Consider the following 13,146-nt stretch of genomic DNA (forward strand, 5'->3'; position numbering starts at 1 on the left):
ACTTATTTTACGATAGTTAATTCGTCAATTAAATGTTTCGCACCTGCATATTTTTCAATAATGAATAATACAAAGCGAATATCAACATTAATCGTTCTTTGCAAATCTTTGTCAAAAATAACATCTCCGGCCATTGCTTCAATGTTTCCGTCAAACGCTAATCCGATTAATTCACCTTTTCCGTTTAGTACCGGAGAACCTGAATTACCACCTGTAATGTCATTATCCGAAAGGAAATTCACCGGCATGTAACCTGCTTTGTCTGCATATTGACCAAAATCTTTTTTGTTATACAAATCAATTAAAGGCTGTGATAAATCAAATTCAGGATCACCTGGTTTGTGTTTTTTCACCATTCCTTCTAAGGTTGTATAATTATTGATTTTGGCGTCATTTCTTTTGTCAGCCGGTAAAGCACGAACTTTTCCATACGTTAAACGCAATGTAGAGTTAGCATCCGGATATAAAATAGGACTTAATTTAGATTCTTGTAAACCAGCGACTAATTTTCTAAAACCTGCTTGATATTTTTCCTCAGCAGCTTTCAACTCATCTGACTTTTTGTTGTAATGGTCTAATAAATCGGCAGACAATTTATATATAGGATCATTTTTTACCAATTCTTCACTTGGTAATTCTAAAAAGGCTAACAATCTGTCTTTAGAAGTAAACAAACTTAAATCAATTGCACTTGAAGCATATTTAGCAAAATCTACTTTGTCATTTACCATTGCTTGAACGCTTGGTGCAAGACCGTGAGCTTTCGCTTTTTCAGCATATAAACCAAGTTGTCCAGCTAATACATCTTTTTCAACTGGTAAATAAATAGTTTCAAATGTACCTTCAATCATTTCTACCAAACGAGGTTTCATTTGTGCTCTTTGAGCTGCTTCTGCTTTTGCGTATGTAACTAATTGGTTACCCAACCTTCCCGGCATTGAACCAAAAGCTGAACCACGTAACATTGTCATTAAATAATTGTCGTGTTTCGCTTTTTCATTTGTCAAAGCATAATAGGCGTTAATGTCTTTAATGACAGTACCATATTGTGCTTTATTTTTACTACTGTTTGCCCATGAATCAAATTTCTTTTCAACTTTTCTTTTGGCATCAGCCGTTTTGAATTTAGAAAGAGCATCTATCATACCTTGTCTATTTTTCCAATAATTGGCAATTTGAGCATATTTTGACGCATAATTTAAACGAACTGCATCATCTTTGTCCATGTGCACTTTCATTTTGTCCATCGACATTTTTGAACCTTCTACCCAAGCAGGATAAGCATATTTTACGTTTTGCTCAATTCCTTCTGCTGGCATCCAACGGTTTGTACGTCCTGGATAACCCAAAATCATCGCAAAATCATTTTCTTGAACACCTTTTAAACTGATTGGTAAATGGTGTTTAGGTTTCAAGGGCACATTGTTTTCAGAATATTCAGCCGGATTTCCGTTGGCATCAGCATACACTCTGAATAACGAAAAGTCTCCAGTATGACGAGGCCATTCCCAGTTGTCTGTATCTCCACCAAATTTACCAATGCTTTCAGTTGGAGTTCCTACCAAGCGAACATCTTTATAATCTTCATACACAAAATAGTAGTATTCATTCCCTTGAAAAAACGAACGTACAGAAACCGTATATTTTCCACCACCATCGTTTTCTTTTTGAATTTTAGCAATTTCTTTGTTGATAGCAGCTTCACGTTCCGCTTCTGTCATTTTATCGTTTACCAAACTTAAAATTCTTTTCGAAACATCGTCCATACGAACGAAAAAACGTACATATAAACTCTTTGGTTTTAATTCTGCTTTACGATTTTGAGCCCAAAATCCATCACGTAAATAGTTGCTTTCCGGTGAAGACAATTCGGCAATCGCATCATAACCACAGTGGTGATTGGTTAAAACCAAACCATCTTTGGAAATCATTTCTGCTGTACAACCTCCATTGAATTGAACGATTGCATCTTTTAAACTGGAATTGTTAACACTGTAAATTTCTTCTGCAGTTAATTGCAATCCCATTTTTTGCATATCACGTTGGTTTAGACGTTGAATATGCATTAAAAACCACATTCCTTCGTTAGCAAAAACTGTTGCCGGAGCAAAAGCAATTAATGCCACAAAACTTAAAATAATTTTTTTCATTTTTTGATTCATTTTTAATATTTGCGAATATACTTTAATTTGTATTCAGTAGTTCTTTTTTGTTTCAAAATTCAATTATTTTTTTCTGTTTTTTAACTTATTTTTTAGAATTCCATAAAAAAAGCACCCCGCTTAGGATGCTTTTGTAAGAAATATATAATTTTTGAGTTTTTTACTCATTCAACATTTTCCACAACATATCTTTTAATTCTTGCAAGCCTTGTTGAGCCACAGAAGAGATAAAATGATATTTGGTTCCTTTGAACTCTTTTTTCATTTGTTTTTCAAGTTCTGCTTTGAGTTCTTCATCTAACATATCGCATTTGGAAACCACCAAAATTCGGTCTTTATCCAACATTTCAGGATTATAACGACGAAGTTCGTCTAACAAAATTTCGTATTCTTTTTTGATGTCTGCAGCATCGGCAGGAACTAAAAACAGTAAAATTGAATTTCGTTCGATATGGCGTAGAAAGTAATGACCCAATCCTTTACCTTCAGCAGCACCTTCAATAATTCCGGGAATATCGGCCATTACAAACGATTGAAAATCTCTGTAAGCTACAATTCCTAAATTAGGTTTTAGGGTTGTAAATGGATAATCGGCAATTTTGGGTTTTGCAGATGTCATTACTGAAAGCAACGTTGATTTTCCCGCATTTGGAAAACCAACTAAACCAACATCGGCCAGCACTTTTAATTCTAAAATAATATCCACTTCTTTCACCGGCATACCGGGTTGAGCATAGCGTGGCGTTTGGTTGGTTGCCGAACGAAAATGCCAGTTCCCTAATCCACCTTTTCCACCTTCGGCTACGATTTTTACTTCATCGTGCTCGGTAATTTCAAAAAGAATTTCTCCGGTTTCTTGATCGCGAACTACTGTTCCTAGCGGCACTTCAACAAATTTATCTTCGCCATCGTGACCCGTACTTCTTGAACTACCACCATCACCACCATGTCCGGCACGAATATGTTTGACAAATTTCAAATGAAAAAGTGTCCACAAATTTTTATTTCCTTTTAAATAAACGTGACCACCACGACCTCCATCGCCTCCATCTGGCCCCCCTTTTTCAATGAATTTTTCGCGGTGAAGATGCGAAGAACCCTTTCCACCTTTTCCTGATGAAACATATATTTTTACGTAGTCTACGAAATTTCCCTCTGTCATTTTTTCTGTTTTCTGTTGTCGGTTGTCGGTTGTCGGTTGGCTGAAAATAAGTTAAATCAACTACTTACTAATTACTGCCAACTGATAATTGTTTTTTTATTCTTTTAAATTTTTGATTAGAATTTTATCAATTTTAACACCATCCATATCTATTACTTCAAACTCCAATTTATTCCAAATCAATTTTTGTCCGGTTTTTGGAATATCGCCTAATTCGGTGATGATAAAACCGCTAACCGTAGTCACTTCATAATCATTGATGTGCTCATCCATATCAAAATAAGTCAAGAAATCATGTAACGAATAATGACCATCTACCAACCATGAACCATCCTCTCTGGCTACTAATTGAATTTCCTCATCATAAAAATCAGATGCATTCCCAACCAAAGCTTCCAAGATATCATTTAAAGTAATAATTCCTTGAAAAACGCCGTGTTCATCAACCACCAAGGCATAATGAACTTTTGATTTTTTAAACACTTCCAATGCTTTGTAGGCCGAGGTATGCTCGATAAAATATACCGGGTCTTTTAGCATGGTTTTTAAATCAAAAAGGCCTTTATCAAAATTTATAAACAACTCTTTCAAAGAAACAATTCCAATTATTTCATCTAAATTTTCTTGACAAACCGGATAAAAGGAATGTAAGTCATTCAAAACTTTATTTTTCAATTCATCAGGTGAATCATCCAACGATAAATAATCAACTGATTTTCGGTGCGTCATAAGCGAATTTACTTTTCTATCTCCTATGTGAAAAACTCGCTCAACAATATCCTGCTCAATTTCTTGGACTTCTCCTACTTCAGTTCCTTCTTTGATGATGGCTTTGATTTCCTCTTCTGTTACTTTTCCGTCGGCGGTTGGTTTGATTCGGAAAACATCTAAAATAAATTCTGTAGAAATAGTCAAAAGCCAAATAAACGGAGCCGTAATTTTTGAAATGATTTTCATAGGTACGGCAACAGCTTTGGCAATTGTCTCAGGATAATTTAAACCTATTCGCTTGGGTACCAATTCGCCCAAAACAAGTGAAAAAAAAGTCAAAATCACCACTACAATACCCACAGCAACCGAATTAGCATAGGGTTTTAACATTTCAAAACCAGCAACAAAATTTTGAACATCGGTAGTAATTTTATCTCCGGAATAAATACCGGTTAAAATCCCAATTAAGGTAATTCCAATTTGAACAGTGGAAAGAAACTTATTAGGAGAATTGGCTAAATCTAAAGCAACTTTAGCTGCGGGATTTCCTTTCTTAGCTGCTGTTTCCAAACGATTTTTCCGTGCTGAAATTAATGCGATTTCCGACATCGAAAAAACGCCATTCAATACTATTAAAAATAAAATAATTACAATTTCCATGTATATTTTTTAGCAAAAAAAGAGCAACATTTCCGACAAACCGGATGAAGCTCCTTTTTAATTTTGCAAATATCTAAAAAAAACAGCACTAATTTGCCCTTTTTTAGATAAATAAGATTTATTTCAAATTATCGAAAACCAAATTCAATCGTTCTGTTACCTCAGCAATGGTTCCTATTCCGTTTACCGCATGAAATTTACCTTGTTGCTTGTAATATTCCATTAACGGAGCCGTTTTTTCGTTGTATTCTTGGTATCTATTTCTAATTTTTTCTTCGTCTTGATCGTCTGGTCTTCCGGAAGTTTTTCCTCTTTCTAATAAACGTTGAACTAATATCTCGTCATCCGCTTCTAAAGCAACAGTGGCAGTAATTTCTTGATTTTTGGATGCTAAAAAAGTATCCAAAGCTTTTGCTTGAGCAATTGTTCTTGGAAATCCGTCAAATAAAAATCCGGCAGAATCAGGATTTTTGTCCACTTCGCTTTGCAGCATTTGAATGGTTACTTCATCCGGCACTAAATCGCCTTTGTCCATGAATGTTTTGGCTAATTTACCTAAATCCGTATCATTTTTAATATTAAAACGAAAAATATCACCCGTTGATAAATGCGTTAAATTGTACTTTGCTTTTAAAAATTCTGCTTGTGTGCCTTTTCCCGCACCCGGTTTTCCGAAAAGAACGATGTTAATCATTTTTAATGTAGATTATTAGATTGTTGGATTGTTAGATTTTTGGATTGTTAGATTTTATTCTGCAAGTTGATAAACGTCAGGTAAATTTCTTCCTAAACCATCGTAATCAAGTCCATAGCCTACGATGAATTTATTTGGAATTCGAATGCCTACATAATCAATTTTGATGTCTTTTTTATAAGCATCAGGCTTTAGAAACAAGGTGGCAATTTTGAGATGTTTTACTTTTTTCTCTTTAAAAATTGCTTTTAGTTCTTCGATTGTATTTCCGGTATCAATAATATCTTCTACAATAACAACCGTTTTTCCTTCCAAACTTTCATTCAAACCAATCAATTGTTTCACTTGATTAGTACTTTGGGTTCCTTCATAAGAAGACATTTTTACAAAATTTACTTCGCACATGCCACGGTATTTTTTCATCAAATCAGACAATACCATAAAAGCACCATTCAAAACGCCAATAAAAACAGGCACTTCATCAAAAAAGTCATCATCCATTTGCTTGGCTAAATTAGAGATCGCAAAATCAATTTCTTCTGATGAAATGAAAGGTTCAAACGATTTATCGTGAAGATGTATCATGTTGTGTTTTTTAATAAGTTGCAAATTTAAGGAAGTATTGAGTATTAAGAAGTAAGAATCCTTACTTTTTTGCAAAATTGATATATTTACCAAATGAATTCGAAACTCTATGAAAAAATTGAAACAGGAACGGCTCATGTAAAAAGCAGAGTTGCAATTAGTAATTTAGCCATGAAGAGTAATGAAAATTTACAGGAACTCATTGAAATAGCTTTTGATATTCACCATGAATTGCACGTGAAAGCTTTTTGGAGTTTGGATTTGGTTGGTGAAAAAAAGTTGAAATTATTGATTCCTTACTTAGATGCGTTTTGTGAAGTTTTACCTAAAATTAAAAATGATTCCTCATTACGACCTGCCACTCGCATAGCGATGTTTTTAGCGAAAAGTAACCATCGTAAAAATGGCATAAAATTATCGCAAGAACAAGAACATATTTTGATTGAAGCTTTGATTGACCGATTAATTCAAGATGAAAAAGTGGCTTCTAAGGCTTATGCTATGAAAGCGTTGTTTATTTTTGGAAAAAAATACGACTGGATTCACGAGGAATTGAAGCCCATTTTGAGTCAGGATTATTCGAATCATTCTGCCGGTTATAAAGCGGCGGCGAAGAATATTTTGAAGAAAATTAACAAGATTAAAAAATAATTTTACGTACATTTGTAAAAATTGTACGTATATGAATACCAAGCTCACTTTATCACTCGACAAAGAAATCATTGAGAAAGCTAAAATCTACGCCAAAGGCACCGGCAGAAGCTTATCTGAAATGGTAGAGAATTATTTTAAGAATTTGGTGTCGAAACCGAAAGAGGAAGACATTCATCCAAAAGTTAAAAAATTAATCGGAAGAATTACACTTCCGGAAGATTTTGATGAAGAAAAAATTAAAGCAGAATATCACAAAGAAAAATATGGGTTATAAAAACATATTTTTAGACACCAATATTTTGGTAGATATTGTAACGAATAGGCTTCCTTTCTCAAAAAACGCAATTTCAATTTTCGATTATTGTCAAAAGTCTAATATCAAAATGTATTCTACTTCACATTCTATAGCAACTTTACATTATTTAGTAAAAAAGATAGTTGATGAAAAAGAACTACGGTTAATAATTGAAGACTTATTAGATACAATATCAATTATTGGAGTTACAGAATCCATTTTGAAAAAAAGCCTAAAATCAAATCATAAAGATTTTGAAGATGCCATTCAAATTGTGTCGGCACAATCGATAAATAATATGGATTGTATAGTAACTAGAGATTTAAAAGATTATAAATTTGCAGAAATAACCGTTTTAACACCGGATGATTTTTTGACAACGATTGAATAAAAACAAGTACGGACAAGTCGTGACTTGTCCCTACGAAACAACAACACAACACCATGAATTATTTTTCATCCGATTTTAAATTAGGCATTATAGGTGGCGGTCAATTGGGCAAGATGCTTTTGGCTGAAACCAGAAAATTTGACATTCAAACCTATGCGTTAGATCCAAGCAAAGATGCTCCTTGTCAGTTTGGAGCTCATTATTTTGAAGTTGGAAATTTGCTCGATTTTGACACTGTTTATCAATTTGGAAAAAAAGTAGATGTTCTCACCATTGAAATTGAAAATGTCAATTTAGATGCCTTGGATCAATTGGAAATAGAAGGCAAAAAAGTATTTCCTTCGCCGAAGACATTACGTAATATTCAGAGCAAAATCACACAGAAAAAATTATACCTCGAAAATGAAATTCCGACTGCAAACGCATTGCTTTTCATATCGAAAGGAGATTTAGAAGCTCAAAAAGAAAAATTGACATTTCCTTGTGTATGGAAACAAGATCGATTTGGTTATGATGGCTATGGTGTAAAGATCTTAAAATCGAAAAACGATATTGAAGATTTACCTGAAACACCTTGCCTTATCGAAGAAATGATTCCGTTTAAAAATGAATTGGCAGTTATTGTCGTTCGCTCCGTTTCAGGTGAAGTCAAAACCTATCCGGTAGTGGAAATGGAATTTCATCCCGAAGCCAATCAAGTGGAATACGTAATTTGTCCGGCTCGAATTGACGAAAAAGTAGCCCAAAAAGCCCAAGAAATTGCACTAAAAGTTTCAGAAGTTTTCAATCATGTAGGGTTATTAGCAGTGGAAATGTTTCAAACCGAAAATGATGACATTTTAGTGAATGAAGTCGCTCCACGGCCCCATAATTCAGGACATTACAGTATTGAAGCCAGTTATACTTCACAATTTGAAAATCATTTACGTGCCATTTTAGATTTACCTTTGGGAAATACCGCTAGTAAAGTTGCCGGAATTATGGTAAATTTGGTGGGTGAAGAGGGTTTTTCCGGTCCTGTGGTTTATGAAAACATTGAAAAAATCATGGCAATTGATGGTGTAACACCTCATGTTTATGGTAAAAGAGAAACCCGACCTTTTCGCAAAATGGGACATGTGACGATTGTGAATGAAAATATGACAGAAGCGAGAAAAGTGGCGGAAAAAGTGAAGAATAGCATTCGAGTGATCAGTAATCAGTCACAGTAAACAGAAGCAGTTGGCAATATTGAAACAGAAACTACTTGAAACCTTAAACCTGAAACAAAAAAACAAATGAGCAAAGTAGCTATCATCATGGGAAGTATCTCCGACATGCCGGTCATGCAGGAAGCCATCGACATCTTAAAAGAATTTGACATCGAAACCGAAGTGGATATTGTTTCGGCTCACCGAACACCGGAAAAATTGTTTGATTTTAGTAAAAATGCTCACACACGTGGTATTTCGGTGATTATTGCCGGAGCCGGTGGTGCAGCACATTTACCGGGAATGGTTGCATCGATGTCGCCGTTGCCTGTGATTGGCGTTCCTGTGAAATCAAGTAATTCAATTGATGGTTGGGATTCAGTTTTGTCGATTTTGCAAATGCCTGGTGGTGTTCCGGTAGCGACTGTCGCTTTGAATGGAGCCAAAAATGCAGGAATTTTAGCCGCACAAATTATTGGAAGTCATGATAAATGCGTGTTAGATAAAATTGTTTTTTATAAAGAAAGTTTGAAAGAGGCTGTGAATAAAGCGGCTTCTGAATTGAAAAAATAAATACAACATTAAGAAATTAAGGGTTTTCCATTAAGAGTAGTAAGCCTTAATGAAAAACCCTTAAATTTTCTTAACTCCTTAATGTTAAAAAAGAAATGAAAACACTTACCCAAAATTTCGAAACCAAGCACAACACAGCACCTTTTTCGCAAATACAATTAGCCGATTATAAGCCGGCTTTTGAAGCTACGATTGCTCAGGCAAAAGCTGAAATTGACGAAATCGTAAACAATCCTGAAGCTCCCACTTTTGAAAATACAATTGAAGCACTCGATTTTTCCGGTGAAACGTTAGACCGATTATCTTCTATTTTCTTTAATTTGAATTCAGCCGAAACCTGTGATGAAATGCAAAAAATCGCTCAGGAAGTTTCGCCGATGTTGACGGAATTTAGCAATGATATTGCGTTGAATGAAGATTTATTTAAACGTGTGAAAGCGGTGTATGATCAAAAAGACAAATTGACTTTATCTACTGAACAAGCCACTTTATTGGATAAAAAATTCAAAGGTTTTTCAAGAAATGGAGCTTTACTTTCGGATGAAGATAAATTAAAATTACGTGAAATTGACACCGAATTAGCCAAGTTAAAATTAACGTATGGCGAAAACGTGTTGGCCGAAACCAACAATTATCAATTACACATTACCAACGAAGCTGATTTAAAAGGTTTACCCGATGGTGCCAAAGAAATGGCCGCGAGTTTAGCTAAATCGAAAGGATTGGAAGGTTGGGTTTTTACGTTGGATTTTCCGAGTTATTTGCCGTTCGTAACCTATGTTGACAACCGTGAATTGCGAAAGGAAATCGCGATTGCGGCCGGGAAAAAAGCGTTTCAAAATAATGAATTTGACAACAAAGAAAATGTAAAACGCATTGTAGAATTGCGTCATAAACGAGCGAATTTGTTGGGTTATGAATCACATTCGCATTTTGTTTTGGAAGAACGAATGGCTCAAAATCCGGAAAAAGTGAAAGCCTTTTTAAATGATTTATTAGAAAAAGCCAAACCCGCTGCACAAAAAGAATTTGCTGAATTGACCGCTTTTGCGAAAGAATTAGATGGAATTGATCAGTTAGAAAAATGGGATGGTGCTTTTTATTCGGAAAAATTAAAACAGAAATTATTTAGTTTGGATGATGAATTGTTGAAACCCTTTTTCAAATTAGAAAATGTGTTGAACGGAGCTTTTACGATTGCCGAGAAATTATTTGGAATTAGGTTTAAAGAAGTTTTCGATATTGATACATACCACGAAGATGTGCAAACTTTTGAAGTGTTGGATTTTCAAGATGAATTGGTAGCCATTTTCTACGCTGATTTTTTCCCAAGAAAAGGAAAACGTAACGGTGCTTGGATGACTTCTTTTAAACCACAATACATTAAAAATGGTGTGAATGAACGACCGCATGTTTCGATTGTATGCAATTTTACGCCACCGACGGAAACCAAACCTTCACTCCTCACCTTTAATGAAGTGACAACTTTGTTTCACGAATTTGGTCACGCGTTGCATGGAATGCTAGCGAACACAACCTATCCGAGTTTGTCAGGAACATCGGTGTATTGGGATTTTGTAGAATTACCAAGTCAAGTGATGGAAAACTGGTGCTACGAACCGGAAGCTTTGGCGTTGTTTGCCAAACATTATTTAACCGGCGAAGTGATTCCGCAACACTATGTGGAAAAAATAAAGGAAAGTGCAAGTTTCTTGGAAGGAATGGCAACTTTACGCCAATTGAGTTTTGGACTTTTAGACATGGCTTATCATGGAAAATCGCAAACGATTGACGATGTAAAATCATTTGAAAAAGCCGCATTTGAAGGCACTTCTTTGTATCCGGATGTGGAAGAAAATTGCATGAGCACGTCGTTTTCGCATATTTTTCAGGGTGGTTATTCGTCGGGTTATTACAGTTATAAATGGGCGGAGGTTTTGGATGCCGATGCGTTTGCTTATTTTCAGGAAAAAGGCATTTTTAATCATGAAGTAGCTACGAAATTCAAAGACAACGTTCTATCAAAAGGCGGAACGGAGTTGCCGATGGAATTGTATAAAAAGTTTAGAGGTCAGGAACCGAAAGTGGAGGCGTTGTTGAAGAGAGCGGGGCTCGTTTAGCCTCAATAATCTACATTAACGAAGAACTTTTACCACTTTGTGAAAATCCTTAAAAAATTTCTATTTTTGAAATAATTTTAAAAGTAAAGTATATGCCAAAAAGTAAAAAAATAAATGTGCAAGGTGTTGAAATTGTTTTGTATCAAGAAAACGAAAATGACTATATTTCTTTAACTGATATTGCTCGACACAAAGATTCAGAACACACAGACTCAATCATTCAAAATTGGATGAGAAACAGAAATACAATTGAACTTTTAGGATTTTGGGAGACAATTTACAATACAAATTTTAAACCCCTCGAATTCGAGGGGTTTAGAAAACAAGCTGGACTTAACAGCTTTGTAATGACGCCTAAACGTTGGATTGAAGGAACGAACGCAATCGGAATTGTTTCCAAATCCGGAAGATATGGCGGAACTTTTGCTCATAAAGATATTGCTTTTGAATTCGCTTCTTGGATTTCGATTGAATTTAAGCTTTATGTAATCAAAGAATTTCAACGTTTAAAAGACGATGAAAACGACCGATTAAAATTGGAATGGAATTTTCAACGAACTTTAGCTAAAGTGAATTATCATATTCATACGGATGCTATCAAGGCCAATTTGATTCCGTTGGAGTTAGACAAAAGCAAAATAAATTTTATTTATGCCAACGAAGCCGATTTATTGAATGTGGCACTTTTTGGTAAAACAGCAAAACAATGGCGGGATGAAAATCTTGAAGCAGAAGGCAACATCAGAGACCAAGCAACAATTGAGCAATTGGTTGTTTTATCCAACTTAGAAAGTTTAAACTCGGTTTTTATTCACAAAGGGCAAACACAATCGGAACGATTGGTGCAATTGAATGCGATTGCGATTACACAAATGAAAGCGTTGTTGAATAGGCAGATGAAAAGTTTGAAGAAATAAAAATTTAGAGGTCAGGAAACCGAAAGTGGAGGCGTTGTTGAAGAGCGGGGTTGGGCTCCTAACCCCCGAAAAGGGCATTCCTAAATAGATGAAAAAAATCTTATATTTTTAAATTCTAGTATTTTTTGAAATAATTCAAATTCTTTTCAAAAATGAAAAAAACATATCTTTCCCATAATTATCTTTATGCATAATAACTTTCAATTTTGATTTACAATTTGGAACAAAATCTAATAACTTTTGATTAAATTCTATATTCTTACTCCCTATCATAAAAATTAAATCTATACCATTTATTACGAATCTATAATGTGTCATTTTTTCCATTTTAAATTTTGTAACTGGTAATATAATTTGATGTAAATCATTTTTTGTATTTAAAATTGAAGTAATAAAAGGATAATCACTTTCGTCTAATGGATTTCCTTTAAATAACATTTGACTAATTAATTCCTCATGAGGACCTAATTCGACATTATTAAAAAACGGCAAATCAGAAATAGAAGCTCTCCATAAAATCGATAGAAAACCTAATTTATATAACTTATAGTCAATGTTTTCAATTAGTAAAACACTCAATCCATTAATGTCTTTAATTTTCCCTACAAAACATGGTCTTGATACTGATTTTTTTGTATCGTGAAATGTTAGTTTTAAATAATCTTCATATTTTTTTAATAATACATTATCACATTTTTCACATAGTATATCTGATTGATGAAAAGCATCTCTTTGAAATTTAACGTGTTGTCTTCTTCCTTTTACAAATTTGTTTGTATCAATAAGAACAAAAGAGTTATTAATATCCTTCATATCTTTAAATAAAAATTGAGGTATTATATGTGATTTGGTTAATAATTCAACATTTTCAGTTAAACACAATTTACAAGTTCCTTTTTTCATACGTAATTTATTATTTAATCATGTTTGGTATAAATATAATACTTTGTGATTTTATTCATCTCAAATATTACTATTTCCTCCCCGCGTTAAGGATTGAAGTGGAAAGCCCACAGAGAGGAGGCACGACGA

13 protein-coding genes are annotated in these 13,146 nt (G+C 34.2%); 7 read left to right on the plus strand and 6 right to left on the minus strand.

Annotated elements, in window-relative coordinates:
* Positions 1-2: 2 nt before the first annotated feature.
* From H601_RS0104185 to hpt, 5 genes are all read right to left on the minus strand, one after another.
* On the minus strand, positions 3-2,150 hold the full coding sequence (locus H601_RS0104185) for a S46 family peptidase (RefSeq protein WP_026710337.1): 2,148 nt from the start codon (positions 2,148-2,150) through the stop codon (positions 3-5).
* Between the two features lie 172 nt (positions 2,151-2,322).
* Positions 2,323-3,324 (minus strand): GTPase ObgE, encoded by a 1,002-nt coding sequence (gene obgE, locus H601_RS0104190; RefSeq protein WP_026710338.1) that lies wholly within the window; start codon positions 3,322-3,324, stop codon positions 2,323-2,325.
* A gap of 96 nt (positions 3,325-3,420) precedes the next feature.
* Entirely contained in the window at positions 3,421-4,644 is a 1,224-nt protein-coding gene (locus H601_RS0104195; RefSeq protein WP_026710339.1) for a hemolysin family protein, read from the minus strand.
* A 169-nt stretch (positions 4,645-4,813) separates the two neighbouring features.
* Positions 4,814-5,389, minus strand: coding sequence for an adenylate kinase (locus H601_RS16780; RefSeq protein WP_026710340.1), 576 nt, complete (start codon positions 5,387-5,389; stop codon positions 4,814-4,816).
* 54 nt (positions 5,390-5,443) lie between these two features.
* On the minus strand, positions 5,444-5,974 hold the full coding sequence (gene hpt, locus H601_RS16785) for a hypoxanthine phosphoribosyltransferase (protein ID WP_026710341.1): 531 nt from the start codon (positions 5,972-5,974) through the stop codon (positions 5,444-5,446).
* 93 nt (positions 5,975-6,067) lie between these two features.
* Between hpt and H601_RS0104210 the strand changes: the two genes are divergently transcribed.
* From H601_RS0104210 to H601_RS0104240, 7 genes are all read left to right on the plus strand, one after another.
* Positions 6,068-6,625 (plus strand): hypothetical protein, encoded by a 558-nt coding sequence (locus H601_RS0104210; protein ID WP_026710342.1) that lies wholly within the window; start codon positions 6,068-6,070, stop codon positions 6,623-6,625.
* Between the two features lie 31 nt (positions 6,626-6,656).
* Positions 6,657-6,902: a DUF6364 family protein gene (locus H601_RS0104215; protein ID WP_026710343.1), complete on the plus strand. Its 246-nt coding sequence runs from the start codon at positions 6,657-6,659 to the stop codon at positions 6,900-6,902.
* The gene (locus H601_RS0104220) at positions 6,892-7,314 is read left to right on the plus strand and encodes a type II toxin-antitoxin system VapC family toxin (protein WP_026710344.1); all 423 of its coding nucleotides are present in this window, start codon (positions 6,892-6,894) and stop codon (positions 7,312-7,314) included. Before H601_RS0104215 ends, H601_RS0104220 begins: the two co-directional genes overlap by 11 nt.
* Positions 7,315-7,367: 53 nt before the next feature.
* Positions 7,368-8,525, plus strand: a complete 1,158-nt coding sequence (locus H601_RS0104225; protein WP_026710345.1) for a 5-(carboxyamino)imidazole ribonucleotide synthase — start codon at positions 7,368-7,370, stop codon at positions 8,523-8,525.
* A 66-nt stretch (positions 8,526-8,591) separates the two neighbouring features.
* Positions 8,592-9,077 (plus strand): 5-(carboxyamino)imidazole ribonucleotide mutase, encoded by a 486-nt coding sequence (purE, locus tag H601_RS0104230; RefSeq protein WP_026710346.1) that lies wholly within the window; start codon positions 8,592-8,594, stop codon positions 9,075-9,077.
* A 95-nt stretch (positions 9,078-9,172) separates the two neighbouring features.
* On the plus strand, positions 9,173-11,197 hold the full coding sequence (locus H601_RS0104235; protein ID WP_026710347.1) for a M3 family metallopeptidase: 2,025 nt from the start codon (positions 9,173-9,175) through the stop codon (positions 11,195-11,197).
* A gap of 92 nt (positions 11,198-11,289) precedes the next feature.
* The gene (locus H601_RS0104240; RefSeq protein ID WP_026710348.1) at positions 11,290-12,114 is read left to right on the plus strand and encodes a KilA-N domain-containing protein; all 825 of its coding nucleotides are present in this window, start codon (positions 11,290-11,292) and stop codon (positions 12,112-12,114) included.
* 135 nt (positions 12,115-12,249) lie between these two features.
* Here the strand turns inward: H601_RS0104240 and H601_RS0104245 are convergent, their stop codons facing one another.
* Positions 12,250-13,017 carry a hypothetical protein gene (locus tag H601_RS0104245; RefSeq protein WP_026710349.1) on the minus strand — a complete coding sequence of 256 codons (768 nt, stop codon included), beginning with the start codon at positions 13,015-13,017 and terminating at the stop codon, positions 12,250-12,252.
* Positions 13,018-13,146: the final 129 nt, after the last annotated feature.

It is taken from the genome of Flavobacterium filum DSM 17961, from assembly GCF_000425465.1.
GTDB classification, from domain to species: Bacteria; Bacteroidota; Bacteroidia; order Flavobacteriales; family Flavobacteriaceae; genus Flavobacterium; species Flavobacterium filum.